The sequence below is a fragment of the Microbacterium sp. SORGH_AS_0862 genome, from assembly GCF_030818795.1.
Lineage (GTDB): Bacteria > Actinomycetota > Actinomycetes > Actinomycetales > Microbacteriaceae > Microbacterium.
This window is the reverse complement of the sequence record NZ_JAUTAY010000001.1, coordinates 610,797-637,629: the sequence shown is the minus strand read 5'-3', so window position 1 is coordinate 637,629 and position 26,833 is coordinate 610,797. Positions and strand designations below refer to the sequence as shown.

Here is a 26,833-nt window from a genome sequence, read left to right as displayed (position 1 = left end):
GAACCAGCCTAGCGGACGCGGTGTCCGGCTACGGTGCGGGCTCAGTTATAGTGGCTTGGTTGGCCTTGACGATAGTGGAGCACGTGGACACGACGGCCCGATTTTCCCGACTCGCGGCATCGCCCTTCACCCGGACGGATGCGTCCGGACTTGCACTGCCGGTCAAGGGCGGCAAGATCAGGGAGATCTTCGAACGTCGCGAGCTGCTCGCGCTGCTGGTACGACGAGACCTCCAGTCGCGCTACCGCGACAGCGTCCTGGGTTTCCTCTGGACACTCATCCGCCCGATCATCGTCTTCGTCATGTACTTCGTGGTGCTCGGCAAGTTCCTCCGAGCCGCGGAGGGCGTCCCGGACTTCGCCGTCTATCTGTTCTCGGGTCTGACCCTTTATGCCTTCTTCTCGGAGATGGTGGTCGGTGCGACGAGCTCGATTCTGGCCAACTCCGGCCTGGTGAAGAAGATCTACCTCCCGCGTGAGATCTTCCCGCTCGCGAGTGTCGGCGGCGCGGGGTTCATGTTCCTCGTCCAGTGCCTGGTACTGCTGGTCGCGGCCGTCGCGCTGCAGGCGCTGCCGGCCCCCGTCGACATGCTCTGGTTCTTCCCGTCGGTGGCGCTGATGCTCGTCTACGGAATCGCAGTGGGTCTGCTGCTCTCGGCGCTGAACGTGTATCTCCGCGACATCCAATACCTGACCGACCTGCTCGTGATGCTCGCCATGTGGGGCTCTCCCATCGTCTACACCTGGACCATGGCGTCGTCGGCGTTTCAGTCGATGCGCGTTCCGGGCTGGGTGTTCGAGATCTACATCAACAACCCGATCACGCTGGGAGTGCTGGGCTTCCACCGCGCCTTCTGGGGCGGCGGAACGGCGGCCGACTACCCGCCGGAACTCGGACTGCGGATGCTGATCGCCGGCCTCATCGGTCTCGTTCTCGTGTTCTTTGCACACCGGGTTTTCACCCGGTTGCAGGGCAATTTCGCGCAGGAGCTGTGATGGTCGTCTCCACCGAACCCGGTCCCGACGTCGTCCGCGTCGAGGGCGTATCCAAGACGTTCACCGTCCGCAAGGACAACACCCTCAAGGATCGCCTCTTCCACCTCGGCAAGCTGGGGCGCGAGCACAAGCAGCTCTACACAGCTGTGGATGATGTGTCGCTCACCATTCAGGCCGGCACCACCGTCGGGCTGCTCGGCCCCAACGGGTCGGGCAAGAGCACGCTGCTCAAGCTCATCGGCGGCATCGTCTCGCCGAGTTCCGGGCGCGTACTGACTCGTGGTCGGATGGCGGCGCTGCTCGAGCTCGGTGCGGGATTCCATCCGGACCTGAGTGGGCGTGAGAACGTCTACCTCAACGCTTCGATCATGGGGCTCAGTCGCGAGGAGACCGAACGGCAGTTCGATGCCATTCACGAGTTCAGTGGCATCGGCGATTTCATCGACACCCAGGTGAAGTTCTATTCATCCGGCATGTTCGTGCGTCTGGCCTTCGCCGTCGCGGTGCACACCGATCCCGACGTGCTGCTCGTCGACGAAGTGCTCGCGGTCGGTGACGAGGCGTTCCAACGCAAGTGCATGGAGCGCATCGCGAAGTTCCGCACGGAAGGGCGGACCATCATCCTGGTCTCGCATTCCGCAGCACAGGTCGCAGAGCTGTGCGATCGCGGCATCGTCCTCAAAGACGGCGATCTCGTCTTCGACGGCACGGCGAACGACGCCATCGCGGCCTTGCGCGATGTCCTCGAAGGTCGCCGCGTGGGGGAGAAGCCTCCGCCAGAGCCGGAGAAACCCATCGAGGTGAAACGTATCCAGGTACTGGACGCACAGGGCGCCCCGGTCAAGATCATCCGGCCCGGAGAACCGATCACGGTGCGCCTGCACGTGCGTGCGCGTGGGCCTATGCCGCGCTGGGCAACAGGCTTCAGCATCGACACCCCCACGGGGCAGATGGTGCTCGCCTCGAATACCGAACGACTCGGCATCGATCTCCCTCCGCTGGAGTCCCGCACCGGATACATGGACTTCGCCATCGAGAGTGCCAACTTCGGCCCGGGGCAGTACTTCGTCAATGCGAATGCGTCGGAAGTCATAGACATCGACTCGCACGTCCTGTGGCAGGGTGCGCGTTTCACCGTGAAGGACGACAGCGCCAATCTCGGAACCGTCGCGGCGCGGATCACCGCGAGTTAGCGCCGCACGCGCTCTCGCATAGGGTGGAAGACGTGTCTGCCTCCGTTGCTTCCGCCGTGCCCGCTCAGCGATCGTCGACGCGCCGAACCATCTGGATCACGTGGATCCTTGCCTTCGTCTTTCTGGGCTCGTGGTCGTTCGCGAGCCCGCACATGGCTTCTCCCGATGAGCCGGCCCACGCTGCCAAGGCGGCTGCGACCGTGCGAGGCGACTTCGTCGCCGATGAGTCGGACTACAACCCCGGCCGCGGGACCTTCGCGTTGCCGGATCTGTTCCAGCAGGCGTGGGCCCAGGCCTGCTACGCATTCCAGCCGGATACGCCCGCCAGTTGCGCCGCGCCCATCGCCGGCGATCTGAACGAGACGGTGGAAGTGGCCTCGCACGTCGCTCGTTACAATCCCCTGTACTACGCGATCATCGGTATCCCCTCGCTCTTCCCCCTCTCGGAGTGGACCTTCACCGCCATGCGGCTGATGAGTGCTGCTCTCAACGCCGGACTCGTCGCGCTCACCTTCGGCGTGCTGAGCACTCTGCGCCGCCGAGCACTGCCCACGGTGGGCGTGTTGGCAGCGATGACGCCAATGACCTTCTTCATCGGCGGGTCGATGACGCCGCAGGGGCCCGAGATCTTCGGTGCGATCCTCGTCGCCGTCAGCCTCTTGAGCATCGTCTTCGAGCCGCATCCCGGCCTGCTCCGAGTGCGTTCGTGGAGCCTCGTGGCCGGCGCCGCCTTCTTCGTGCTCGCGCGCGGGCTCAGCCCGCTCTACGTCGCCCTGATCGTCGCGCTGGTCATGCTGGCTGCGCCTCGGTTCCGCGTCATCGCCGATGTCGTCCGAGACAGAAAGTTCTGGCTCCCCTTGGCTGCGTGCGTCGTCCTCGGGGTCACAGCGCTCGTCTACACGCTCGCCTCCGGAAGCCTGGCCCTCGGCATCGTCTACCCTGATCCCACCCTGACCGCGCGGGATGTCGTGTCGCAGATGGTGCACAACACCGACTACTACCTCGAGCAGATCCTCGGCACCTTCGGGTGGGGAGACGTGCACCTTCCGGTGTGGCTGCTGGTGCTGATCGGCGGAGTGAGTGTGACCATAGCGATTCTCGGGCTGTCGTTCGCCGGTTGGCGCGGACGTCTGGCCGTGGCCCTCGTCCTCCTGCTGTCGTTCGCGCTTCCGATCGTGGTGCAGCTGGGGAGCTTCCACCAGTCGGGCATGGTGTGGCAGGGCAAGTATGTGCTGCCTCTGGCCGTTCTGGCGCCGCTGCTCTCAGGATTCCTCGCCGCCCGGACTTCGGTGCTGGATAGGGCATCGGGGGCCATCTTGCGAGTGGTCGTCGTCCTCGTCGGCGCCTACCAGATCGTGGCTCTGGCCTTCAACCTGCACCGCTACGTGAACGGCGCCAACGGTCCGTGGGTCAGCCTCATCGCAGACCCCTGGCTCCCGTTGATCCCGATCGCGCTCATCCTCGCGGCAGCGCTGGCCAGTTGGATCATCACCGCCGTGCTGCTCACAAGAACCTCTCGCCGAGACGCCGTCGACGCCCCGCAGCCGCTGTCCGCGACCTGAGGCCTCGTCAGTCTTCGCCGAGCACGGCGGCGTGAGTGAGGTAGTTCAAGCGGCTGAACTCGCGACGCGCCTTGAGCACGCCGTCGAGGATCAGTCCGATCGTCCAGGACAGAAAGGCCAGGATCGCGATGCCGACGCTGAGGAGGGCGGAAGGAAGCCGGGGGACGAGACCTGTCTGGAAGTACTCCGCTACGACAGGTGCGCCGATCAGCAGAGCGACCAGCGCAAGCAACACGCCCACGATTCCATAGAAGAGGAACGGGCGCTCGTGACGGATGAGGCCGATGATGAGCGAGAGGATTCGGAACCCGTCGTGGTAGGTTCTGAGCTTGCTCTCGCTGCCTGCGGGGCGATCCTTGAATCCGACGGGAACCTCGACCTGCGGAACACGCAGGCTCATGGCGTGCACCGTGAGCTCGGTCTCGATCTCGAACTCGCGCGACAGCGCCGGGAAACTCTTGACGAAGCGGCGGGAGAAGACGCGGTAGCCGCTGAGCATGTCTTCCACGCGCGACTTGAAGACGCGGCTCACGAACCAGTTAAAGCCCTTGTTGCCCAGCTCGTGCCCCGGCCGGTAGGCACCGGCCGTCTCTTGGCGACGCACGCCGAGAACATGGTCGAACGGGCCGGAACGGAGTGCATCGATCATGCGGGGCAGGTCGCGCGTCGCGTACGTGTCGTCGCCGTCGATGAGGACGTAGATGTCGGCCTCCACGTCGGCGAAGGCACGACGTACCACGTTGCCTTTGCCCTTGGTGGACTCGTGCCGCACGATCGCGCCCGCCTCGCGGGCCACGCGCGCCGTCTCATCCGAACTGTTGTTGTCATAGACGTAGATGGCCATCTCGGGCACGGCTTCGCGCAGATCAGCGACGACCTTGCCGATCGCGAGTTCTTCGTTGTAGCACGGCACGATGGCGGCAATAGACGGCGTGTGGGACGGGGGCATTTCCGCTCCTCCAGGTGCTTTCGGCGGACCCCGGCTCCGGGTTCACAACGCCATCCAAGTTATCATGATGGCGGCCCGGCAAACGGGGGGAAGAGGCGCACGTGACGGAACCGGGCAGACTGGGAGCACTTGCGCGCCGTGGCGGCGCGTTCCTGGTGGTCGGCGGTGCGGCGTTCCTGGTTGACGCCGCCGTCTTCAACCTCCTGGCCTTCGGGCTGACCGGAGTGGGCCCGCTCTACGACGTCCCCTTGATCGCCAAGATCGTCGCGATCACCGTTGCAACGGTCGCGACGTACGTCGGCAACCGCTACTGGACATTCGGGTCTCGCCACATCGAGCGCCGCTTCAACCGGTACGTGATCTTCGTCATCCTCAATCTGGTGGCGATGGGGCTGCAGCTCGGATGTCTCGCTTTTTCGCGGTACGTGCTGCATCTGGAGGGGCCGCTGCCGGACAACATCTCCGGCACGCTCGTTGGACAGGCGCTCGCCACGATCTTCCGTTTCTTCACTTACGACCGATGGGTCTTCCCTGACGCTCGCCCGAAGGCTGCCGCCGGCACGGAGGGCGCTGGCGTCTAGCTGTACCCGGTCATGAGGTTGGTGACATTCGGATAGGGAGAAGGCCTCCACGATTGGTGGTGTCTAACGTCACCGAAGTGGAGGCCTTCTCTTGGTCCACCGTAATGCGCGGCTCACTGTCGCGGGTCGTCTGATTCTCGTGCGCCGGGTTCTCGGCGGACGTCCCGTCTCGCACGTTGCCAAGGAGATGGGCGTCTCGCGTCAGTGCGCTCATCGCTGGCTGGCCCGCTACCGCGCTGCGGGCGAAGCAGGGCTGTCCGATCGGTCTTCGCGTCCGGTGTCGTCTCCGACGGCGACTGCCGCCGCGACAGCAGCCGCCGTCGTTGAGCTGCGCTCGCGTGAGCGGCTCGGGCGCGACGACATCGCCCGCGCTTGCGGGGCCAGCCCGCGCACCGTTTCCCGGCTGATCGCGAAGGCGGGGCTGCCGGCGCTGCACGAGCTGGATCCGGTCACCGGCATCGCGTTGCGCGCGTCACGGCGCACCCAGGTCCGCTACGAGCGTGACGCCCCAGGGGATCTGATCCACATCGATGTGAAGAAGCTCGGCCGCATCCCCGAAGGCGGCGGCTGGCGCGTCCAAGGCCCCGCCACGATCGACCATCACAGCGGTCGGGACCGGAAGGTCAGGCTTGGCTTTGACTACGTCCATGTCGCCGTCGACGACCACTCCCGCCTCGCGTTCGCGCAGATCCTGCCGGACGAGAAGGGCACCACCTGCGCAGCGTTCCTCGCCGCCGCGACCGAGTTCTTCACCCGTCACGGGATCCACATCCGTGAGGTCATGACCGACAACGCCAAGAACTACACCGTCTCGGCCGCGTTCCAAGGCCAGCTGTCCCTCCTCAACGCGAGGCACATCACCACCAAGCCGCACTGCCCCTGGCAGAACGGCAAAGCCGAACGATTCAACCGGACCATGCAGGAACACTGGGCCTACCGGGCCCCCTACGTCTCCAACCAGCACCGCTCCGAAGCGCTCGCGCCCTGGCTCGAGCACTACAACTACGCTCGAGCACACACCGCCTGCGGCGGCCAACCCCCAATCAGCCGGGTGTCACCAACCTCATGACCGGGTACACCTAGCCGCGCGGGACGTGTCCTCAGCGACGCCGGTGCACCGTGCGGTTGTAGACGACGACCTCGAGGCGTCTGATGGCAAGCAGGAGAGCGCACCAAGCGCGCGCGCGGAGACTGAGTGACCGATGGAGGCCGCGCACGAGCGCATGGTCTCGCTCGTACTGCTCGCGTTCTTGCGGGGTGCGCGCGCTGCGCTTCTCGTAGGAGAGCGCCGTCAACCCGTAATAGGCGCGCGCCGGTGTTATGCCGGCCCGCTGCGCAACGCGGAATGAGGCCGCGTGGGCGGTCACGATGTCGTGGTAGTAACCCGCTGACCGCAGGGAGTGCGACACGCTGTCGCCGCGCTGCAGCCAGTAGTACAGCTCATCCTCGCAGGACGCCACGGTGTGCATCGAGGTGTAGAGATCCATCGCGACGGCGACATCCTGCGCATAGCGGCCTTCGGGGAACCGGACGCCGTCGAAGAGGGAGCTCCGGTAGAGCTTGCCCCAGTTCGCTTCGCTGAAGTACTTCAGTTCCTGGCCGGTCGCACGACGCAACGCAAGGCTGAAGACCGACTGGTAGCTGCGCGCCGGGTCGTCGAATACGATCCAGCGCCCGGGTGGATCGTCACGGTGCGCCTCGAGTTCGCGCTCCGCCACGCTCGCCCCGACATTGCGCCAGCGGCAGCAGCTCATATCCGCACCGGATTCCATCATGATCGCGACGAGTCGCGTAATGAGGTGGGGGCTCATGAGATCGTCGTTGTCGCAGAAAGTGATCAGCTCACCGGCTGCCGCATCCAGTCCCGCGTTCTGCGCGGCGCCGATCCCGCCGTTGCGCTGGTGGATGGCGAGGACGCGGGCATCTTCGCGTGCCAGATCGTCGCAGAGCTGCGCCGACCCGTCGGTGGATCCGTCGTCCACGAGGATGAGCTGCAGGTTCCGGTGCGTCTGCCGCAGGATCGACTCTGCGCAGGCGCGCACAAAGGCCACGGAGTTGTATACGGGCACGATGACCGATACCAGTGGGGCGGGGGCGGGGGCGGTGTCCGTCACCGACTCATGGTAATCGGTCGCCCTCTCGGTCCGCGCGGCGCCAGGAGCGTGACTTAAGTTGGAGAGTATGGATCTCCTCATCGTCGGCTCTGGCCTGTTCGGTCTGACGGTCGCCGAGCGTGCGGCCGCGGCCGGTCGGAAGGTGACCGTTCTCGAGCGGCGGCATCACATCGGCGGGAATGCTTACTCTGAGGTGGATCCCGCCACGGGGATCGAGGTCCATACCTACGGTGCCCACCTCTTCCATACTTCGAACGCCACGGTCTGGCAGTACGTGAACCGCTTCACCGCGTTCACCGACTACGTGCATCGCGTCTACACAACACACCGGGGCATCGTCTACCCGCTGCCGATAAACCTCGGCACCATCAATCAGTTCTTCCAGTCCGCCTACACCCCCGGCGAGGCGCGGGCGCTGATCCAAGAGCTGGCGCGCGAGTTCGATCCGAAGCGGGCGCAGAACCTCGAGGAGCGCGCCATCGGGCTGATCGGGCGTCCGTTGTACGAGGCATTCATCCGGGACTACACCGCGAAGCAGTGGCAGACCGACCCTCATGAGCTGCCCCCTGAGATCATCTCGCGACTGCCCGTGCGCTATACCTACGACAATCGCTACTTCAACGACACGTGGGAGGGCCTGCCCGTCGACGGCTACACGGCATGGCTCGAACGGATGGTGGAGCACCCGAACATCGAGGTGCGCCTCGACAGCGACTTCTTCGACACGTCGCAGCCGATCAACAAACGCGACGTCGTGGGTCAGGTACCCGTGGTCTACACGGGGCCGATCGACCGCTACTTCGATGACGCGGAGGGCGCACTATCGTGGCGCACTCTCGATTTCGATCGGGAAGTGCTGGACATCGCGGACTTCCAGGGAACGAGCGTCATGAACTATGCGGACGCCGATGTGCCCTTTACCCGCATCCATGAGTTCAAGCACTTCCACCCCGAGCGGGTCGACCGTTACCCGAAGGATCGCACCGTCATCGTCCGAGAGTTCTCTCGTTTCGCGACGCGCGAGGACGAGCCGTACTATCCCGTGAACACCCCACAGGACCGTGCGGGGCTTCTGGCATACCGAGAGCTGGCGAAAGGGGAACGCGACGTGCACTTCGGCGGACGGCTCGGGACCTACCAGTACCTCGACATGCACATGGCGATCGGTTCCGCGCTGTCGATGTGGCACAACACCCTCGCCTGATACGTGCCCCTAGACTCGACGACGATGAGCTCAGCCGCTGTCGGTGCCCCCGGATCCCGGCGGCGCTACCTCCACTCGCTGTGGCTCCTGTCGGCCCGCGACCTGAAGGTCCGATACGCGACCAGTGCACTCGGCTATCTGTGGTCCGTGCTCGATCCACTCGTGATGAGCGCCATCTACTGGTTCGTCTTCACGCAGGTCTTCGGGCGGGATGTGGGCGAGAAGCCCTACATCGTCTTCCTCATCACAGCGCTGCTGCCCTGGGTCTGGTTCAACGCGGCGGTCACCGACTTCACCCGCGCGTTCAACAAGGACGCCCGACTCGTGAGGTCCACGGCCATCCCGCGGTCGATCTGGATCAATCGCATCGTGCTGAGCAAAGGCGTCGAGTTCCTGTGCTCGATGCCCGTGCTCGTGCTCTTCGCGGTGTTCGCAGGAGCGACGGTCGGATGGGGCCTGTTCCTGTTCCCGGTCGCGGTGTTGCTGCAGGTCGCCTTGCTGGTCGGGCTGGGACTCATCGTCGCACCGCTGTGCGTGCTCTGGGGAGACCTGGAGCGTACGACCCGACTCATCCTGCGGGCTCTCTTCTATGCCTCGCCGATCATCTACGGGGTCTCGGACCTGCCCGCGGGCTTTCGCGAGGTCGCGGCGTTCAACCCGCTCGCGGGCATCTTCACGCTGTACCGCGCGGGGTTCTTCCCGGACCAGTGGGATACCCTCTCCGTGGTCACCGGCGCGGTCGTGAGCCTGGCGATCCTCGGGCTGGGCGTGCTCGTGTTCCGACGCCTCGAGCGACCCGTGCTGAAGGAGCTGTGATGGCCGCGGACGTCGCGATCGATGTGCAGGAGCTTGGCGTCCGGTTCCGGCGCAACCGGCGGGGGCGGCGCAGCCTCAAGGACCTGTTCGGCGGCGCATCCCGGCGCGCCCGCCCGGGCGAGTTCTGGCCGCTGCGGGACGTCACCTTCACCGTCGCCCCGGGAGAATCGATCGGTGTCGTGGGACGCAACGGGCAGGGCAAGTCCACGCTCCTCAAGCTCGTCGCCGGCGTCCTCCTGCCCGACGAGGGCTCCGTTCGCGTCCTCGGTGGCGTGGCCCCGCTCATCGAGATCACCGGCGGCTTCGTCGGCGACCTCACGGTGCGCGAGAACGTCCGTCTGACCTCCGGGCTGCACGGCATGAGTCGCGCCGAGATCTCGCGGCGCTTCGACTCGATCATCGATTTCGCCGAGCTCCACGATTTCGTCGACACGCCGTACAAGCACCTGTCGAACGGGATGAAGGTGCGGCTCGCCTTCGCCGTCGTCTCCCAGCTGGAGGAGCCGATCCTGCTCGTCGACGAGGTGCTCGCCGTGGGCGACAAGGCCTTCCGGGAGAAGTGCTATCGCCGTATCGACGAACTGCTCGCCGACGGACGGACGCTCTTCTTCGTGAGCCACAATGAGAAGGATCTGCGCCGTTTCTGCACGCGCGGCCTCTATCTCGACAGGGGTGCGCTGAAGATGGACCGCGCCGATCGGCGAGGTCCTCGAGCGCTACAACGCCGACTACGCGGCGGGCTGAGGCTGCTGCGTGAGCGGCGGCATCGGCTTCCACGACCGGTCGCGCGCGATCTTGCGACCGTCGCGAAGGCCGCGGAACAGGTTGCTCGTGCCGCGCACCTTGCGTTCGACGACCACCAGTCGGATGAGCTCCTTGGCGAAGGTCATCGCGGTGCCGAGGCCGAACAGGAACGGGTTGTACACGCCCAGCTCGCGGTAGTAACGCTTGATGTAGGCGCGGTTGCGCATGATGTAGTAGCGGTACGCGTCGCTCGAGGCGTTCATGTGGCGGATGCCCATGTCCCACTGCTTGATCTCGCGCGTTCGGCGAAGCACGAATTCGTCGACGATGACCGAGGTCGTGACGCGTGAGGCCAGCCAGCCGTAGAGCTGGTCGTCCCAGTAGATGAAGAACCGGGGATCGGGGAGCCCGATCCGCGACACGATGTCGCGATGGATGAACATCCCCTCGAAACAGCCGGAGTTCATCTCCTTGAACCCGGAGGCGTCGAAGCCGGCGGGGGCGAAGGGGATCGGGATGCCCATGCGGTCGGCCACGCGGTACTGCCAGTAGAACTCGCTGCCGTCGTAGTCGTAGCGCCTGCCCTGGATGCTCTTGAAGCGCGGGGCCCACTTCCCCATGCGTGCCAGGCCGTCGGGAAGCACCTCGACGTCGTCGTCCATGAGCCAGATCCACGCGGAGCCGAGCTCGTAGGCGGTGCGCATCCCCTCGCTGAACCCGCCGGAGCCGCCGGTGTTCGTCTCGAGACGGCGATACACGACCTGCGTGTTCAGGCGCGGGCGGAACTGCTCGATGACCTCGGCGGTCTCGTCGGTCGAGGCGTTGTCGATCACGACGAGGTGGCCGGGAGCGGGATCCATCGCCGCCACGCTGGTCAGCAGCCGCGTCAGCAGAGCGGAACGGTTGTAGGTGACGACCACGATCGTGGCGGATGCGGGATCAAAGGGGGTGTGGGAGGGCACGTCGGGACTCTCGGATGCGGCGGCCATAGCGACCCGATACTACCCCGCGCGTCTCGGAACCGACTGGACGCATCAGCGGGCAGGCGCCTCCGGCAGGACGGGCGCGACCTGATCACCGCCGTCGAGGCGATCCCGCCACGAGCGGGACTGCCCGGCGCGGCTGGCGCACACCACCAGAAGCAGCCATCCGTATCCGAACAGGGTGAAGCTCTCGAACACCGAATCGACGAGCAGCGCGGTGAGGATGAGGGGGGTCCAGGTGTATACGACCGCTCGCCGGTTGCTGGCCTCGAGCCACGACCGCACGAGCGCGATGGCACAGAACCCGGCGAACAGCAGCAGGCCGAACCATCCCACCTGCAGGAGGATGTCGAAATAGGCGTTGAGCGCCGAAGCGTGCCGCTCGCCGAGGTTCACGTTGATGGAGAGGAAAGGGAACTCGGTCGTCGACCAGGTGCCGTACCACCCCCATCCCTGTACCGGGTGGTACCGGACGTAGTCCAGGATCGTGTTCCACAGATCCGCGCGGGTCGAGAAGTCGCTGCCGGCGCCGAGCATGGCGATGATCGGGCCGCGGGCGGCGTAGGCCACCGCCAAGGCGACCACCACGATCCCGGCAAGCGTCGCCTGCAGCATGGGCCTCGACTCGGCTCGGGTGTGGCGCACCACCATGAGTGTCAGGGTGGCCAGGCCCACGATGAGGGCGATCACGATCACGGTGGGGGAGTCGCTGAGGACGGCCATCCCGCCCGCGAGCAGCACGGAGACGACGGCGAGCCCGGGGCGCACGGACTGGGTGCGCCACTCGACCAGGAAGGTGATGAGCGCGAGCAGCGCCACGAAGCCGAGCGCGTTACGGGTGCCGAAGATCCCCTGTACGGGGCCGAGCTCGGCGATGAGACCCTGCACTCCCAACAGCGGGAACGGCATGTCGATGAGGATGCCGAAGAGGATCTCGACGCCCAGGGAGACCGCGAGCAGCCACCGCATGACGTCCCCCAGCGCCCGGGCGGTCTGCAGGGTGTCGCGCACGTGGGCGATCGTGACGCCCAGCAGCGACAGCGCCGCCAGTGCCACCCAGCCGATGAGGGATTTGGGCTGATCGGTCGACCAGAAGACGCTCACCAACGTCCACCCGAGGAAGAGGGCGAGCGTCGCCGAGGCCAGTCGCAGCGGCGACAGCTCCCCGCGGCGCGCGACGAGCATGGCGACGGCGAGGGCGCACAGTCCCGCGACCATCGTCACGTAGGTCACCCGGCCCATGAGGCGTTCGATGGCGAAGGCGCCGAAAGTCGTGCCGAAGACGACGAGGGTGAATGCGCGCGCCATCCGGGCCGAGCGCAGCAGTTCGCCCGCACTGGAGGCGGAGGCGGCGATCATCCCTGTTCCGACACGGGGTCGCCGCGTTCGATACGCCACGACGTCTCCGCCGGGCCGACGCCGAGCAGCGGCGACTGCCGCACCTTGAGTCCGAGCAGCACGATGAGCATCCAGCCCCACACCACCAGCGGGCCGGACTCGGCGAGACCCTGCACGAGCAGGACGGTGGCGACGAGCGTGGGCAGCAGCGTCAACGGCGAGTACGGTCGGTCATCGCGCAGATCCCATCGGGGGCGGTCGATCGCGAAGAACCAGGCGCGCCAGATGAAGGTCGCGTAGGCGCCCGCCATCAGGAACACGCCGATCACGCCGAGCTGCAGGAAGACGTCGATCCACATGTTGTGCGCCTGCATGACCGTCTCGCCGTGGTCGACGATCCAGCCGTCGAAGTGGCTGTCCCACGGCAGCCACGGCGAGGCGAAGCCCCATCCGATCACGGGGTGCTCGACGGCTCTCGCCAGCACCTGCTCCCAGATGCCCTCTCGGCCGGTCAGATCCGCCGACCGGCCGAGAGCCGCGAAGAGCGTGTCGCGCGCGAAGAAGAGGACGGCGGCACCGGCGAGAGCCACGCCGGCGTAAGCCGCGTAGTACACCGTGCGTCCACCCGGCTTCGTGACGGTCCGCATGAGGAGCACCGTCACGAGCACGACGAGGACGGCCGCCGCGGAGAGGTAGGCGGTCGCGGAGCCGGCATGGACGAACAGCAGCGCTGCGATCGCGATCCACACGATCGCGGACGCCCGCCGCTCGGCGTGCGCCGCCCAGCGGACGGAGAAGACGATCAGCCCGAGCAGCGCGATGACCGCGAGGAGGTTGGCGTTGCCCTGGATGCCCTGGATGCGCCCGTCGAGATCGAAGAGGTTGTTGCGCGACCAGTAGACGATCGGGTCGTACTTCACGCCGCGTTCCGGAAGCACCCAGCCGGGAAGGAGGGGGCGTCGGACCAGCAGCGACACGACGAGCTCGAAGGCGAGCGACAGTCCGAGCGCCCACTTCAGCGCCGCCGAGACGGCGGCGACGATCTCGCGCCAGGTGAGCATCGCCGCCACGAACAGGCCCTGGCCCGTCGTGATCAGCCACAGTGCCAGCGTGGTGCCCGTCGTCGCCGGCCACGCCGACCAGATGAGCGAGGCGGTCGCCCAGATGCCGTACGCGAGGACGAACCACGGCAGGCGGCGCATGTCGACCGGCGGTCGGACGAGGAGCCACACGACGAGGGAGACGACCGCGGTGGCGACGACGATCACGGTCGATACGGTCACGCCGAAAGCCAACGTCCACGCGGTGCCCGCGATCGCCTGGAAGACGACGAAGACGCACCACGCGCGCAGCAACAGGTGTCCCGTGCGCTCACGCAGCGGCGGTGCGGGCGCGGGACCTGCCGGATGTTGGGTTCGGACGGCCATGATGCCCCCAGATTATCCCGGGACCCTTCTAGGCTGGGGGTGTGCTGGCGCAGCTGACCAACGTCCCCCGTGACTACTCGTGGGGCTCTTCCCATCTCATCGCAGAACTGCAGGGCCGCGAGCCCTCCGGTGCCCCTGAAGCGGAGGTGTGGTTCGGCGACCATCCCGGATCACCCGCCCAGCTCCCTTCCCTCGGGATGACCCTGGACGCCTGGTTCGACGCGCAGGACGCGGATGCGGGCCGGGCCACACGACTGCCTTACCTGCTCAAGCTGCTGGCCGCGGGCTCGCCCCTGTCGATCCAGGTGCACCCCTCGCGAGCGCAGGCCGTCGAGGGCTTCGCGCGGGAGGAGACGGCCGGTGTCGCTCGGGATGCGGCGCACCGCACCTATAAAGACGACAACCACAAGCCCGAGGTGATCGTCGCTGTCAGCGACCGTTTCGAGGCGCTCGCGGGGCTCCGGCCTCTGACGGCGACGCGGGACATCCTCGCCGTTCTTCCGTCGAATGACGGCGTGACGGCGCTCGGCAAGGCACTCGAGGGGGCAGACGAAGCCTCGACGCTGCGCGACGTCCTGGGCTGGCTGCTCTCCGGCCGGGCGCAGAGTGTCGTCGACGAGGTGATCTCCGCGGTGCGGGAGGCGGCCGAGGCGACGCCCACCGACCACTTCGCCGCGCTGGCCAGGATCGCCGACGCCTACCCGTCGGATCCCGGCGTCGTGGTGGCGCTGCTCATGAACCACGTCGTGCTGGCGCGAGGCGAGGCGATCTTCGTACCGGCCGGCGTGCTGCACGCCTATCTCGCTGGCCTCGGCGTCGAGATCATGGCGGCCAGCGACAACGTGCTGCGCGGGGGGCTGACCCCCAAGCACATCGACGTCGACGAGCTGTTGCGCATCCTCGACACGACGCCCGGAGACGCGCCGAGGCTGCCCGCGATCGTGGGGGAGCCGGGCGTCGACGTCTTCGCTCCCGGCATCCCCGACTTCGAGCTGCTGCGTGTGACGGTCGATGAGGGCGAGGTGCGTCGTGTCCGTCTTCGCGGACCCGCCATCGCCGTGGCGACCGCCGGCGCGCCGATCGTGTCGGCCGCGGATGCGCGGGTGCAGCTCACGCCCGGTGCCGCGGCGTTCGCCACGCCCGACGAGCAGCACCTCGAGGTCACCGGTGCGGGGGAGTTGTTCCTCGCGATGCCGGGGACGTTGAATCGCCGCGTCGTAACGAATCCGCTCCATCGACACGCCGTCGGCGCGTCGTGAAGATTAAAGCGTGGGTTGAGGGTTTACGATCTGCGACTTGCTTTCCTCGAATCACACCTGTGTAATTTAGGCACCCGCCCACCGCGGGACGTGATTTCGAGATCGTGGGGAGAGCACATGGCGAGCGCACCGTACCGCTCAGGCGTTCCCGACAACTGGCACGTCGACCCGGTCTTCCTCGGGGTCCCCGGCGTCCGTCGCGAAGCTCCGGCGGAGGACGACAATCCGCTGTCCTGGCAGACGGATGCCCTGTGCGCACAGACCGATCCGGAGGCGTTCTTCCCCGAGAAGGGCGGCTCGACCCGCGATGCGAAGCGCATCTGCACGACCTGCGACGTCCGCGACGAATGCCTGGAGTACGCGCTGCGCAACGACGAGCGGTTCGGGATCTGGGGCGGGCTCAGCGAGCGCGAGCGTCGCAAACTCAAGCGTCGTGTGAGCTGAACGCCCTGTCGAGATCATCGATTGCGGCGCGTGCACCTCGCGCGTCGCGAACCCGTGCTTAGGCTGGCTCAGTCATGTCGGCCCGTGTCCACGCTCTCCTCGTCGTGCGCCCTGAAGGGCGTACGGCCGCCGCGGCGCATCTCGAGCGCACGCTGTCCGCCCTCGCCGCCCAGACCCGCCAGGTCGACGCGCTCACGATCGTGCTCTGCGGCGGGGACTCCGCCCTCACGCAGTTGGTCACCGCATCCGGCGCCGAGGGCGTGATCACCGCCGGCGCCTCGACGTCGTTCGCCGACGCGGTGCGGCTCGCGTCGGTGCGCATCAGCGGCGAGTTCGTGTGGCTTCTCGCCCAGGACACCGCACCCGAACCGGACGCCCTGCAACGCCTGCTCGCCGGGCTCGAGCGCGCACCCTCGGTCGCCGTCGTCGCGCCCAAGCTGGTGGAGTGGGACGACCCGGACCGCATCGTCTCGCTCGGCGTGACGATGACATCGTTCGGCCGGGCCGTCGAGATGGTGCAGGACGAACTCGACCAGGGCCAGCACGACGGTGAGGAGGACGTCCTCGGAGCCGATGTGCGCGGCGTGCTCGTGCGCGCCGACCTGTGGCGCACTCTCCGCGGTGTCGATCCCGCACTCGGCGGCGCCGACGAGGGCCTCGATCTCGGCGTACGCGCCCGCCTCGCGGGGCACCGGGTGAGTCTCGTGCCCACCGCGCGGGTGGCTGTCGCCGGCGACGGCGTGGCCGGCCTGCCCGCGGCCGCGACCGGGCGGGCCCGGCGCCGTCGCGCCTATGCGCGCCGACTCGCCCAGATCCACCGCCGTCTGGCTTACGCACCGGCTGCGGCCGTCCCGCTGCACCTGCTCTCACTCATCCCGCTGGCCCTCTGGCGCGCGGCCGCGCTGCTGGTGGCGAAGCAGCCCTCGCGGGTGCTGCCCGAGTGGGGCGCATCGATCGTCGCCTTCTTCCGGTGGGGCGCGATCGCCGCATCCCGCGGTGTCATCCGTCGCTCACGAACGGCCTCGTGGTCCCAGCTCTCCCTGTTGCGCATCACCAGATCGGCGCTCCGGCAGCGCTTCGATGCGGATGCGGACGCCGACGCGATGAACCGGCCGGTGCGCGGCGAGCTCCACTTCTTCACGGGCGGCGGCGCGTGGCTCGTGCTGGCGGGGCTGGTCGTCTCAGCCGCCGCATTCCCCGCCCTCCTGGCGTGGCCGGCTCTCGGCGGCGGCGCACTCGAGCCGCTGCGGGCGACGCTCGGGCAGCTCTGGGCCGACGCCGCGTTCGGCGCCCGGGCGACCGGGCTCGATGCGGCGGGGCCGGCCGATCCGTTCGCCGCCGTCGTGGCGTTGCTCGGCTCGCTCTGGCCCGCGGATCCGTCGCGGATCCTCATCGTGCTGTGGCTCTCCGCGCTGCCGCTGGCGGTACTGGGCGGCTGGTTCGCCGCGACACGCCTCACGTCCCGGTCGCTGCTGCGCAACACCGCCGCGATCGCTTGGGCGCTCGCGCCCACCTTCTGGACGGCTCTCGTCGACGGCAGGCCCACGGGCGTGATCGTGCACCTGTTGCTGCCGTGGCTGTTCTACGCCGGAGCCGTCGCGCATCGGTCGTGGGCTGCGGCGGGGGCGGCGTCCCTGTTGCTGGCGGGCGTGCTCGCGTGTGCCCCGTCGCTCGCACCCGCTCTGATCATCGTCTGGATGCTGGCGATGATGCTCGTCGTGGTGGCACGCGGCGGACGAGGGGCGGGACAGATCGTCTGGACCGGTGTCCCCGCCTTGGCGCTGTTCGCCCCTCTCATCTGGGCTCAGCTGCACGGCGGCACGGTGTGGGGCCTGCTCGCCGACCCCGGCCCCGTATGGGCGGGCGCGCAGGCGGGTGCCGACGCGGCCGGGCGGTTCGCGTTGGCGGCGGGGTTCCCGACGACGGACTTCGCCGGGTGGGCCGGTCTTCTCGGTTCCACGACGATCGGACCGTTCGTCACCGCGGTGGTCGTCCTGGTCGCGCCGCTCGCGGTGCTCGCCCTGCTGTCGCTGCTGACCCCGCGCTGGATGGTCGCCGGCGTGCTGCTCGTGATCGCGCTCCTCGGCATCGCCACGGCGTTCGCCGCCGTCGGCTTCGCCGTCTCGGTCGACACGCGGGGTACGCCTGTCGCCCTCTGGCCGGGCGCGGCTCTCAGCCTTGCCTGGCTGGGGATCGTCGCGGCCGCGACGGTGACGCTCGATTCCGGTGTTCCGGCACGCGCCGGCGGACTGCGCGTGTTCGGCGCCGTCGCCGTCATGGGCACCCTCGTGCTCCTCGCCGTTCCCTCCGTCACCGCGATGGGACGGGGACAGAGCGGGCTGCAGAGCGGTTCGCCGTCCACGCTGCCGGCCTATGTCGCGGCGCAGGGGCGCGATGACTCGAGCGTCGGCACGATCGTGCTCTCACCTCTGGCCGACGGCTCCGTCGCGGCCCAGGTCGTATGGGGCGGCAGCGAGACGCTGTCGGGCGTCTCCACGCTGGACGCGACCCGCACCGTCGCCTCGAGCTCCGACCAGGAGGTCGCCGAGCTCACCGCGGACCTCGTCACGTCGACCTCGGAGGACGTCGTCGCACGCGTCGCGGCGGCGGGGATCCGCTTCATCGTGGTCGCTCCCGAGACCTCGGACGAGAGCGACGCGGCGCGCGCCTTGCGGCTCTCGGCCCAGACGGCTCTCGATCAGCGCGACGACCTCGACGTCGTCGGCGCGACGCCGAAGGGCACGCTCTGGCGGGTGACGACGGATGTGGCGGAGCGGCCACTGCCGAGCACGGAGATCGTGCGCCAAGGGTGGATCGTCACGGCCGTCCAGCTCGTGGTCGTCGCGATCGCCCTGTTGCTCTCGTTCCCGACCGCCGCATCGCGCCGCGAGGCCCGCCGCACCCCGCGCACCGTCGGTCCGCGTTCGCGGGAGGAGCAGGCATGAGTAGGCAGCGGATGTGGCGCTGGGCCGCCACGAGTACGCGGCTCGTCGTGGGCGCGGCCCTCGCGGTCGGCATCGTCGGATCGGTGGGCGTCGGTGTGGCCGCGAACTGGCCCACCCATACGCACGATCCGCTCGCCGTAGGCGTGACCCCCACGCCTGCGGACACGGTGCTCGCCTGCGCCGGCGGGCTGCTCGCCCTCGGCCGCGACGCCACGCAAGCCGACCAGATCGCCAGCGCTGCGCCGACGGTGACCGTGTCGGGGTCGGACGGCGCGACGCTGACCCAGACGACGGAGCCGACCGCCCCCGATGTCGTCGGCTCCGACGGGCACCCCGTCTTCGTCGCGCCTCCGGTCGACGAGAAGCGATCGGATGCCGCCGCGGCCGCGAGCGGCGCGGTCGCCGCCGAGGACCTGCGCGGCTTCGCCGCCTCCGCGTGCCAGCCGCCGCTCATCGAGTCGTGGCTCGTCGCGGGCGCGACCACCACGGGCTCGGCCGACGTCATCCTCCTCTCGAATCCCTCGGATGTGGCCGCGACCGTCGATCTCACCCTGTACAGCGCGACGGGTGCCTCGACCCCGCCCTCGGGGAGCGGTCTCCGCGTCGACGCCCACACCCAGCGCCTCGTGCCGCTGGCCGCGCTGGCGGTCGGCGAAGGAGCCCCGGTGGTGCGCGTCACCGCTTCCGGGGCGCCGATCGCCGCCGCTTTGCAGTCCAGTCTCTCGCGGACCCTGCTGACCGGCGGCGTCGAGCAGAGCGGGGCGATCGTCGGTTCCGCGACCCAGCAGGTGATGCCGGGAGTACGCGTTCCGCAGACCGCGGTGGATGCGGCTTCCGCCGGCGCGACGACCCTCCTGCGGCTGCTCTCACCGGGTGCCGACGCGACGGCCGCCGTCACCGTGCAGGACGACACGGGGCGTATCGCGCTGACGCAGGAGGTTCCGCTCGGTGCGGACCTCCCCACCGAACTCGACCTCGCCGGTCTCTCGGCCGGTACGTACACCGTGCGGGTCGACGCGACATCGGCCGTCGTCAGCGCCGTGTGGCAGACGACGAACTTCAACGACGGAGCGGACTTCGCCTGGTACACGGCGACCGAGCCCATCGTCGGCCCGAGCGTGATCGCGGTACCCGACGGGCCGTCGCCTCTGCTGGTGGTCGCGGGGTCGGCGGCCGGGTCCGCCGATGTCGTGCTGACGCCGCTGAGCGGGGCCACCGAGACGGAGCGATTCCGCGTGGCGGCCGGTGACACCGCATCCGTGCCGGTCGAGCCGGGCGCCGTGTACCGCATCGAGACGTCCAACCCGGTGCGGGCTTCGGTGAGTTATCTCGGAGACGGCGCGATCAGCGCGTTCCCGGTGTGGCCGGCGGATGCCGCCGCGGCGGAGCTCATCGTCCGCCCCTGAGTCCGCTCAGAGGAATCGGAAGCGATCCGGTCCCAGGTCCCACGGGTCGCGCCCGAGGAACTCTGCTGCCGCTCGGAAGACGCAGCTCTCGATCATCATGCGCCGATGGGCGTCGTCGTTGCGGTGCAGGTGAGCGAGACGTTCGATGGGCAGCCGGTAGAGCACGATGCGCTTCTCGTCGGGGAGCACGCTCCAGCGGGGGATGCCGTCGGCGTCCGCGGCCGGGGGCATGTCGGCCATCTCGAAGCGCACCTCGCGCAACTCCGGCCAGGCTCCGCGGAGGAACTCCGCGACCGAGCCGACGGCCAGATCGAACCGGTCGACGCGCGTCTCCAGGGGCGGCAGCGGCGGGCGCACCACCGCGCTCCGGCCCTGTTTGCCGTGGCGCCCGTGGCGTTCAGGACGCGGGGCTGCGGGTGCGGGGCGCGACCGGCGGCGGATCATCTGACCATCCTAGGCGCGGCGCACGAACGGTGTCCGCGGGGCGCGTTAGGGTCGCACCGTGCAGGAACGTCAGTGCTCCAAGGTCGCGTGCGCGCGTGAGGCGGTGGCGACGCTCACCTACGACTACGCCGACCAGATGGCAGCGGTCGGCCCGCTGGGTCGGGCCGGGGACCCCCACGCCCACGACCTGTGCCAGGTGCACACCGAGCGGCTGTCCGTCCCGAAGGGCTGGCTGGTCGTGCGTCACGAGACGCTTCGCGCCTCCTAGCCCCGGCGCGTCACGGCGTTGGGCAGCAGTGCCGCGGCCCGTGCATCGCGCGCCCGGACGGCCGTCAACTCCCGCTGAAAGCGCAGCGCCGCCACAGCCCGGACGAACAGCTCCGGATCTGCGGGCGGGACGGGGGAGACAGAGGCGGCCGCCTCGGCGGCCAGCTGCGCTGCGAGCATCCGTCGCGCCTGCGGCTGGAGCTGCTCCGCCTGCCTGACGAATCTCGCGAGACGTCGCGCGACCGGCGCCGGCAGCGGCGCCACATCGGCGATGCGGGCCCACTCGACGAGGGGCGCGGGCGCCTGCGGCTCGAACGAGGCGAGACGCCCGGTGCGCGTGCGTTGGCTGAACGTGCCCGCCATCAGGTCGCCCAATCGCTGTGCGCGCGGCGTGAACATCCCGGTCAGCGCCGCGACGGCGCCGAGGGTGAACCAGACCTCCAGGACTCCGACGAGAGCCCGGATCAGCGCCTGTCGGAAGCCCGCCGCCCCGCCGTCGGCGCGGACGATGCGGGCGCCGACGATCAGCTTGCCGAGGCTGCGTCCGCGCGTGGCGGTCTCGATCGTCGTGGGCGCGACGACCAGCAGGACGACCGCCAGCAGGATCGAGACGATCGTGCCGAGCCCCGAATCCGCGGAGAACGCTCCGGTCAGCCCGAGCGCCAGCATCACCACGAGGGCTGCGGCCACCGTCACAATCATGTCGATCGCGGCCCCCGCCAGTCGAAGGAAGAATCCCGCCGGTTGCACGTCGAGCGCGACGGCTTCGCCGGTGAGGATCTCATCCTGGCCGATCTCGACCAGCGTCACGGCGGAGGGCATGGCTACAGTGAAACACATGGACCTCGACGCGCTCACGGCCGCTCACGGGTCCGAATGGGAACGTCTGGACGAGCTGGCCGGCCGACGGCGGCTGAGCGTTCCGGAGGCGGACGAGCTCGTGATGCGCTACCGGGCGGCGTCCGCCGATCTTGCCGAGCTGAAGACGGCGGCGGGGCGCAGCCTGCAAGCCGATCACCTCTCGCTCGTGCTCGCCCGCGCCCGCCTGCGGCTCACCGCGGGCGACGGCAACCTGCTGCGCCGGATCCCCCAGTTCTTCCTCGATCAGCTGCCGGCGGCGCTGTACCGGGTGCGCTGGACGACCCTGGCCGTCGCGGGCGCCTTCTTCCTGGCCGCGGCGCTGGTGGCGCTGTGGATCTCGTCCGATCCCGCACTCGTGGCGACCCTCGGCCCCGAGGCACAGCTCTCCTCGTACGCGAACGAGGAGTTCGTCGCCTATTACTCGGACAACCCGGCGGCTGTGTTCGCCGGCACCGTGTGGACGAACAATGCCTGGATCGCGGCCCAGTGCGTGCTGTTCGGCATCACCGGCATCTGGCCCGTCTCCGTCGTCATCCAGAACGCGATCGGCCTCGGGACGGCGGCCGCGGTCATGGGTTCCTTCGGCCGGCTCGACGTGTTCTTCGCGTACATCCTGCCCCACGGTCTGCTCGAGCTGACGAGCGTCTTCGTCGCGGCGGCGGCAGGGCTCCACGTCTTCTGGGCATGGGTCGCGCCCGGACCGCGCTCCCGTGGCGAGTCGCTCGCCGCAGCGGGTCGCTCACTCGCGACCGTCGCGGTCGGTCTGGTTTTCGCCCTCGCCCTGTCGGGGGTCGTCGAGGCCTATGTCACCCCGCAGCCGTGGCCCTGGCCCGCGAAGATCGTGCTCGGCGCCCTCGCCCTCGGTGTCTTCCTCTTCTACATGCTCGTGGTCGGGCGCCGGGCCGTACGCCGCGGTCAGACGGGGGATCTGGACGAAGACGACATCGGCCAGACCGAGCTCGTCGCGGGCTGACACCGGACGGGTTCAGCGATCGTTCATCCGCGCGTGGGCGTGTCGTATTTTTGAATAGATCAAAACAATGACAGGATGCGGGAGTGGCCCCCGCATCCGTCGAGACAGAGATCGCCCTGCGTCACGCGGGCCTTCGCGTCACCGAGACGCGGCGCGGGGTCTACGACGCGCTGCACGCGCTCCCGCACGCGCGGGCGGACGAAGTCTTCGCCCGGGTGCGCGAGCGTCTGCCGGCAACGAGCATGCAGTCGGTCTACAACGCCCTCGGCGATTTCGTCGACGCGGGGCTCGCCCGACGCATCGAGCCCGCGGGGCATCCCGGGCTGTTCGAGCTGCGCGTCGCCGACAACCACCACCACCTCGTCTGCCGCGGCTGCGGACGTGTCGAGGATGTGGACTGCGTCGCGGGAGCGGCGCCGTGCATGCATCCCCAGCAGGCGCATGGCTTCTCGGTCGAGGCTGCCGAGGTGACCTTCTGGGGCATGTGTCCGGCATGTGCCGCCCAGAGTGAATGACCCCCACGAAAGGAAACAGATGTCCGACATCACGACGGGTTGCCCTGTACCCCACGACGGTGCCGACGAGACGCGGTTGCCCGTCGGGCCATCGCCGGTCGACGCCGAGCCCGACGGTGTGCTGCCGCATCCCACCGCCGGATCCGCGAACCGCGTGTGGTGGCCGAAGAAGCTGAACCTGCGCCTGCTGGCGAAGAACCCGGTCGTGGGCAATCCTCTCGGCGAGGACTTCGATTACAAGGCCGCCTTCGAAGCGCTCGATCTCGCGGCCGTCAAGAAGGACGTCCTCGAGGTCCTGACGACCTCGCAGGACTGGTGGCCGGCCGACTTCGGTCACTACGGGCCGCTGATGATCCGCATGGCCTGGCACAGTGCGGGCACGTACCGCGTCACGGACGGGCGCGGCGGCGGCGGGCAGGGGCAGCAGCGTTTCGCGCCGCTGAACAGCTGGCCGGACAACGTCAATCTCGACAAGGCGCGTCGCCTGCTGTGGCCGGTCAAGAAGAAGTACGGCCAGTCGATCTCCTGGGCGGATCTCATGATCCTCGCCGGCAACGTGGCGTTGGAGTCGATGGGCTTCAAGACCTTCGGATTCGCCGGTGGACGTGCCGACGTCTGGGAAGCCGACGACGACGTGTACTGGGGCCCCGAGACCACGTGGCTCGGCGACGAGCGCTACTCGGGCGACCGTGAGCTGGAGAAGCCGCTCGCGGCCGTCCAGATGGGGCTCATCTACGTCAACCCCGAGGGCCCGAACGGCGAGCCCGACCCGCTGCGCTCGGCGCGCGACATCCGCGAGACGTTCGCCCGCATGGCGATGAACGACGAGGAGACGGTCGCGCTCATCGCCGGTGGTCACACCTTCGGCAAGACGCACGGCGCGGCATCCGATGAGAACGTGGCCGAGGACCCCGAAGCCGCGGGCATCGAGGACCAGGGGCTCGGCTGGAAGAACGCACACGGCACCGGCAAGGGCGACGACACCATCACGAGCGGGCTCGAGGTGACCTGGACCTATCACCCGACGCGCTGGGACAACGAGTTCCTGCACATCCTCTACGCGTACGAGTGGGAGCTGTTCAAGAGCCCGGCCGGCGCATGGCAGTGGCGTCCCGCGAACGGTGCGGGCAGCGACATGGTGCCGCTGGCACACTCGGACGGTCGCCGTGAGCCCCGCATGCTCACGAGCGACATCGCCCTGCGCGTCGACCCGGAGTACGGCAAGATCACCAAGCGGTTCCTCGAGAACCCCGACGAGTTCCAGGACGCCTTCGCCCGCGCGTGGTTCAAGCTGACCCACCGCGACATGGGGCCGAAGGTCCGCTACCTCGGCCCCGAGGTGCCGGCGGAGGACCTCATCTGGCAGGATCCGGTGCCCCCGGTCGATCACGAGCTGATCGACGCGGCGGATGCGGTCGCGCTGAAGTCCCGCATCCTCGACTCCGGGCTGAGCGTGTCCGAGCTGGTCTCGACGACGTGGGCGGCCGCATCCACCTTCCGCGGCAGTGACAAGCGCGGCGGCGTGAACGGCGCCCGCATCCGTCTGGCGCCGCAGAAGGACTGGGAGGTCAACAACCCCGCTCAGCTGCAGAAGGTGCTCGCTGTCCTCGAAGAGGTCAAGGCCGAGTTCGAGGCGGCGGGTCGTCGGGTCTCGCTCGCGGACCTGATCGTCCTCGCCGGCAACGCCGGTGTCGAGCGCGCTGCGGCCGACGCGGGTGTGATCGTGGAGGTTCCGTTCCGGCCGGGACGCACCGATGCGACGGCGGAGCAGACGGAGGAGCACTCCTTCGCGTTCCTCGAGCCGGGTGCCGACGGCTTCCGCAACTACCTCAAGGGACGCCCGTCGCTGCCCGCCGAGTACCTGCTCGTCGATAAGGCCAACCTGCTCACCCTGAGCGCACCGGAGATGACGGTGCTCGTGGGCGGTCTGCGCGTGCTCGGCGCGAACTGGGACGGATCGCGCTACGGCGTGCTGACCGACCGCGTGGGTGTGCTCACGAACGACTTCTTCGTGAACCTCCTCGAGCTCGGCAACACGTGGAAGCCCCTCGACCCCGGATCCCACGCGTTCCAGGGCACGAAGGACGCCACCGGCGAGCTGGTCGGCATCGGCACGCGCGCGGACCTGGTGTTCGCCTCGAACTCCGAACTGCGCGCGCTCGCGGAGGTCTACGCCTCGGATGACGCGACGGAGAAGTTCGTCGCGGACTTCGTCGCGGCGTGGACGAAGGTCACGGAGCTCGACCGCTTCGACCTGGCCTGACCCGAACGAGGAACGCCCCTCCGCCGCGTGCGGAGGGGCGTTCCTCGTTCGCGGTGCGGCGCGCCGGCGCGGACTTTTCCCCTGTCACAGATCGCGCCTTCCGCGTCGATCTGCGGCAGGCGAGTGAGGGTACGGACCGTTCCCCTGTCACAGATCGCGCGTTCCGCGTCGATCTGTGACAGGGGAAGGGGGAGCGCGCACTCGGCCGGCAGCGGCCCGGGGGCGATCTGCGTGCGCGAGGGTCAGAGCAGGCCGCGCAGCTTGAGCGCGAGGTAGTGGTCGGCGACGCGCGGCGGGAGGGATGCGGCATCCGCCGTGACGGCGACGGCGCCCGCGCGTCCGATCGCCGCGCCGACGCGCTCGCCGCCCTGACGCGCATGCTCCGCCGCCGCCCAGGTGTAGGCGGCGTCCGCATCCGTCATCGCGGTCTCGTCGTCGGTGTCGCCGACGGTGGATGCGGAAGCCACGAGCACCCGCGATCGTGCCGTCAGCGTGGGCAGCGCGGCGAGGAAGCCACGCGCCGCGGCGGGGTCGTCCTGCGCCGTCAGCAGCACCACGAGCGCCGGGCGCGCGGTCAGCCGGCGCACCAGGGACGCGACCTCGCTCCAGTCCGTGTCGATCAGCTGCGCCTCCACCGGCGCCATGGCGTCCACCAGCGCGGGGACGAGTGCCGCGCCGTCGACGCCGCTCACCCGGGCCCGCACGAGGCGGTCCATCATCACGAGGTGCACGTGGTCGCCGGCACGGGCGGCCAGCGCGCCCAGCAGCAGCGTGGCCTCCATGGCGGCGTCGAGCCTCACCCCGTCGTCGACGCGGGTCGCGGCGGTGCGCCCGGTGTCGATCACCACGACGATGTGCCGGTCGCGCTCCGGCCGCCAGGTACGAAGCATCGTCGTGGCTGAGCGCGCCGTGGCGCGCCAGTCGATCGCACGGACGTCGTCGCCGCGGACGTACTCGCGCAGGCTGTCGAACTCCGTGCCCCGGCCGCGCACCTGGACGCTGGTCTCGCCGTCGAGCTCCCGCAGGCGTGCCAGGCGGGAGGGCAGATGGCGGCGCGAAGAGAACGGCGGCAGGACACGCAGCACCCCGCGGGCGTCGATGCGCTGCTGGCGTCCGGCGAGGCCGAGCGGGCCGAGCGCGCGCACGACGACGAAGTCGGTCGTGAGCTCACCGCGTCGGCGCGGCATGAGCGACGCGCGGAGCGTGATCGTCTGCCCGGACGGGACATCGATGCGTGCGCGAGCCGCGGGAGCCCCTGCGGTCGGTTGCCAGGCGTCCCTGACCCATCCGCGCATCCGGCGGCGGGCGGTGTTCGTCAGGCGCAGCTCGCTCAGCGCGACCTTGCCGCGCCGGGCGCGCGCGGGCAGGGTCCGCGCGACGCGCAGGTCGGCGGGGCGCGGCGCGAGCGCGGTGTCGACCGCGACCGCCGCGATGACGAGGAGGAGCCAGGCGCCGAACACCGCCCACGCCGGTATCCCCGCCGCGGACAGCAGCACCAACGGGATGAGACCGCCGGCGACGACGATCGGAAGACGGCCGGTGACGAACAC

At 69.0% G+C, this 26,833-nt stretch carries 23 protein-coding genes and 1 pseudogene; 16 read left to right on the top strand and 8 right to left on the bottom strand.

Features of this window, described 5'->3' with window-relative positions; translation table 11 throughout:
- The first annotated feature begins 83 nt into the window (after positions 1–83).
- From QE377_RS03050 to QE377_RS03040, 3 genes are all read left to right on the top strand, one after another.
- Positions 84–995 carry an ABC transporter permease gene (locus QE377_RS03050; protein WP_307319610.1) on the top strand — a complete coding sequence of 304 codons (912 nt, stop codon included), beginning with the start codon at positions 84–86 and terminating at the stop codon, positions 993–995.
- A gap of 146 nt (positions 996–1,141) precedes the next feature.
- The gene (locus QE377_RS03045) at positions 1,142–2,188 is read left to right on the top strand and encodes an ABC transporter ATP-binding protein (protein WP_307319609.1); all 1,047 of its coding nucleotides are present in this window, start codon (positions 1,142–1,144) and stop codon (positions 2,186–2,188) included.
- Between the two features lie 32 nt (positions 2,189–2,220).
- Complete coding sequence (locus QE377_RS03040) at positions 2,221–3,750, top strand: DUF2142 domain-containing protein (protein WP_307319608.1); 1,530 nt, start codon at positions 2,221–2,223, stop codon at positions 3,748–3,750.
- 7 nt (positions 3,751–3,757) lie between these two features.
- Here QE377_RS03040 and QE377_RS03035 read toward each other — a convergent pair whose 3' ends face one another.
- Complete coding sequence (locus tag QE377_RS03035) at positions 3,758–4,699, bottom strand: glycosyltransferase (RefSeq protein ID WP_307319607.1); 942 nt, start codon at positions 4,697–4,699, stop codon at positions 3,758–3,760.
- A gap of 101 nt (positions 4,700–4,800) precedes the next feature.
- Here QE377_RS03035 and QE377_RS03030 point away from each other — a divergent pair, with 101 nt between their 5' ends.
- Together QE377_RS03030 and QE377_RS03025 are read left to right on the top strand one after the other, a co-directional pair.
- Positions 4,801–5,280, top strand: coding sequence for a GtrA family protein (locus tag QE377_RS03030; protein WP_307319605.1), 480 nt, complete (start codon positions 4,801–4,803; stop codon positions 5,278–5,280).
- Between the two features lie 91 nt (positions 5,281–5,371).
- Positions 5,372–6,349, top strand: a complete 978-nt coding sequence (locus QE377_RS03025) for an IS481 family transposase (protein WP_307319603.1) — start codon at positions 5,372–5,374, stop codon at positions 6,347–6,349.
- A gap of 31 nt (positions 6,350–6,380) precedes the next feature.
- Here QE377_RS03025 and QE377_RS03020 read toward each other — a convergent pair whose 3' ends face one another.
- Entirely contained in the window at positions 6,381–7,394 is a 1,014-nt protein-coding gene (locus tag QE377_RS03020; RefSeq protein ID WP_307319602.1) for a glycosyltransferase, read from the bottom strand.
- A 67-nt stretch (positions 7,395–7,461) separates the two neighbouring features.
- Between QE377_RS03020 and glf the strand changes: the two genes are divergently transcribed.
- From glf to QE377_RS03005, 3 genes and pseudogenes are all read left to right on the top strand, one after another.
- Positions 7,462–8,598, top strand: a complete 1,137-nt coding sequence (glf, locus tag QE377_RS03015; RefSeq protein ID WP_307319601.1) for a UDP-galactopyranose mutase — start codon at positions 7,462–7,464, stop codon at positions 8,596–8,598.
- 24 nt (positions 8,599–8,622) lie between these two features.
- The gene (locus tag QE377_RS03010; protein ID WP_307319599.1) at positions 8,623–9,414 is read left to right on the top strand and encodes an ABC transporter permease; all 792 of its coding nucleotides are present in this window, start codon (positions 8,623–8,625) and stop codon (positions 9,412–9,414) included.
- Positions 9,414–10,158, top strand: a pseudogene (locus tag QE377_RS03005) (ABC transporter ATP-binding protein). The gene QE377_RS03010 and the pseudogene QE377_RS03005 overlap by 1 nt, the downstream one beginning before the upstream one ends.
- Here QE377_RS03005 and QE377_RS03000 read toward each other — a convergent pair.
- From QE377_RS03000 to QE377_RS02990, 3 genes are read right to left on the bottom strand one after another with little or no spacing between them, the layout of a single operon-like run.
- Positions 10,143–11,147 (bottom strand): glycosyltransferase family 2 protein, encoded by a 1,005-nt coding sequence (locus tag QE377_RS03000; RefSeq protein ID WP_307319597.1) that lies wholly within the window; start codon positions 11,145–11,147, stop codon positions 10,143–10,145. The pseudogene QE377_RS03005 and the gene QE377_RS03000 sit on opposite strands and share 16 nt — an antisense overlap.
- A gap of 45 nt (positions 11,148–11,192) precedes the next feature.
- Positions 11,193–12,500 (bottom strand): O-antigen ligase, encoded by a 1,308-nt coding sequence (locus QE377_RS02995; RefSeq protein ID WP_307319595.1) that lies wholly within the window; start codon positions 12,498–12,500, stop codon positions 11,193–11,195.
- Complete coding sequence (locus tag QE377_RS02990) at positions 12,497–13,906, bottom strand: O-antigen ligase (protein ID WP_307319593.1); 1,410 nt, start codon at positions 13,904–13,906, stop codon at positions 12,497–12,499. Before QE377_RS02990 ends, QE377_RS02995 begins: the two co-directional genes overlap by 4 nt.
- Before the next feature lie 41 nt (positions 13,907–13,947).
- Here QE377_RS02990 and manA point away from each other — a divergent pair, with 41 nt between their 5' ends.
- The 4 genes from manA to QE377_RS02970 all read left to right on the top strand — a co-directional run bounded on the left by manA (position 13,948) and on the right by QE377_RS02970 (position 19,960).
- Complete coding sequence (gene manA / locus QE377_RS02985; protein ID WP_307319591.1) at positions 13,948–15,165, top strand: mannose-6-phosphate isomerase, class I; 1,218 nt, start codon at positions 13,948–13,950, stop codon at positions 15,163–15,165.
- Between the two features lie 117 nt (positions 15,166–15,282).
- Positions 15,283–15,609, top strand: a complete 327-nt coding sequence (locus QE377_RS02980) for a WhiB family transcriptional regulator (RefSeq protein ID WP_307319589.1) — start codon at positions 15,283–15,285, stop codon at positions 15,607–15,609.
- Positions 15,610–15,683: 74 nt separating this feature from the next.
- Positions 15,684–18,554, top strand: coding sequence for a glycosyltransferase (locus QE377_RS02975; protein ID WP_307319588.1), 2,871 nt, complete (start codon positions 15,684–15,686; stop codon positions 18,552–18,554).
- A complete protein-coding gene (locus QE377_RS02970; RefSeq protein ID WP_307319587.1) occupies positions 18,551–19,960 on the top strand; it encodes a DUF5719 family protein in 1,410 nt (469 codons plus the stop codon). The genes QE377_RS02975 and QE377_RS02970 overlap by 4 nt, the downstream gene beginning before the upstream one ends.
- A gap of 6 nt (positions 19,961–19,966) precedes the next feature.
- Here the strand turns inward: QE377_RS02970 and QE377_RS02965 are convergent, their stop codons facing one another.
- Positions 19,967–20,404, bottom strand: a complete 438-nt coding sequence (locus QE377_RS02965) for a metallopeptidase family protein (RefSeq protein ID WP_307319585.1) — start codon at positions 20,402–20,404, stop codon at positions 19,967–19,969.
- Positions 20,405–20,462: 58 nt separating this feature from the next.
- Here QE377_RS02965 and QE377_RS02960 point away from each other — a divergent pair, with 58 nt between their 5' ends.
- Positions 20,463–20,672, top strand: coding sequence for a DUF3499 family protein (locus QE377_RS02960; protein ID WP_137416377.1), 210 nt, complete (start codon positions 20,463–20,465; stop codon positions 20,670–20,672).
- Here the strand turns inward: QE377_RS02960 and QE377_RS02955 are convergent.
- On the bottom strand, positions 20,669–21,493 hold the full coding sequence (locus tag QE377_RS02955; RefSeq protein ID WP_307319583.1) for an RDD family protein: 825 nt from the start codon (positions 21,491–21,493) through the stop codon (positions 20,669–20,671). The two genes, QE377_RS02960 and QE377_RS02955, sit on opposite strands and share 4 nt — an antisense overlap.
- A gap of 16 nt (positions 21,494–21,509) precedes the next feature.
- Here QE377_RS02955 and QE377_RS02950 point away from each other — a divergent pair, with 16 nt between their 5' ends.
- The 3 genes from QE377_RS02950 to katG all read left to right on the top strand — a co-directional run bounded on the left by QE377_RS02950 (position 21,510) and on the right by katG (position 25,283).
- Positions 21,510–22,505 carry a stage II sporulation protein M gene (locus QE377_RS02950; protein WP_307319581.1) on the top strand — a complete coding sequence of 332 codons (996 nt, stop codon included), beginning with the start codon at positions 21,510–21,512 and terminating at the stop codon, positions 22,503–22,505.
- Positions 22,506–22,588: 83 nt separating this feature from the next.
- Positions 22,589–23,020, top strand: a complete 432-nt coding sequence (locus QE377_RS02945) for a Fur family transcriptional regulator (protein ID WP_307319580.1) — start codon at positions 22,589–22,591, stop codon at positions 23,018–23,020.
- 19 nt (positions 23,021–23,039) lie between these two features.
- On the top strand, positions 23,040–25,283 hold the full coding sequence (gene katG, locus QE377_RS02940) for a catalase/peroxidase HPI (protein WP_307319579.1): 2,244 nt from the start codon (positions 23,040–23,042) through the stop codon (positions 25,281–25,283).
- Between the two features lie 242 nt (positions 25,284–25,525).
- Here the strand turns inward: katG and QE377_RS02935 are convergent, their stop codons facing one another.
- Positions 25,526–26,833 (bottom strand): DUF58 domain-containing protein, encoded by a 1,308-nt coding sequence (locus tag QE377_RS02935; protein WP_307319578.1) that lies wholly within the window; start codon positions 26,831–26,833, stop codon positions 25,526–25,528.

Bases quoted from the DNA above. Each gene is read 5' to 3' on its own strand.
- katG (WP_307319579.1), top strand. From the start codon at position 23,040: ATGTCCGACATCACGACGGGTTGCCCTGTACCCCACGACGGTGCCGAC.
- QE377_RS02955 (WP_307319583.1), bottom strand. From the start codon at position 21,493: ATGCCCTCCGCCGTGACGCTGGTCGAGATCGGCCAGGATGAGATCCTC.
- QE377_RS02950 (WP_307319581.1), top strand. From the start codon at position 21,510: ATGGACCTCGACGCGCTCACGGCCGCTCACGGGTCCGAATGGGAACGT.
- glf (WP_307319601.1), top strand. From the start codon at position 7,462: ATGGATCTCCTCATCGTCGGCTCTGGCCTGTTCGGTCTGACGGTCGCC.
- QE377_RS02975 (WP_307319588.1), top strand. From the start codon at position 15,684: ATGTCGGCCCGTGTCCACGCTCTCCTCGTCGTGCGCCCTGAAGGGCGT.
- QE377_RS02970 (WP_307319587.1), top strand. From the start codon at position 18,551: ATGAGTAGGCAGCGGATGTGGCGCTGGGCCGCCACGAGTACGCGGCTC.
- QE377_RS02990 (WP_307319593.1), bottom strand. From the start codon at position 13,906: ATGGCCGTCCGAACCCAACATCCGGCAGGTCCCGCGCCCGCACCGCCG.
- QE377_RS03000 (WP_307319597.1), bottom strand. From the start codon at position 11,147: ATGGCCGCCGCATCCGAGAGTCCCGACGTGCCCTCCCACACCCCCTTT.
- QE377_RS03035 (WP_307319607.1), bottom strand. From the start codon at position 4,699: ATGCCCCCGTCCCACACGCCGTCTATTGCCGCCATCGTGCCGTGCTAC.
- QE377_RS02980 (WP_307319589.1), top strand. From the start codon at position 15,283: ATGGCGAGCGCACCGTACCGCTCAGGCGTTCCCGACAACTGGCACGTC.
- QE377_RS02995 (WP_307319595.1), bottom strand. From the start codon at position 12,500: ATGATCGCCGCCTCCGCCTCCAGTGCGGGCGAACTGCTGCGCTCGGCC.
- QE377_RS03010 (WP_307319599.1), top strand. From the start codon at position 8,623: ATGAGCTCAGCCGCTGTCGGTGCCCCCGGATCCCGGCGGCGCTACCTC.
- QE377_RS02965 (WP_307319585.1), bottom strand. From the start codon at position 20,404: ATGATCCGCCGCCGGTCGCGCCCCGCACCCGCAGCCCCGCGTCCTGAA.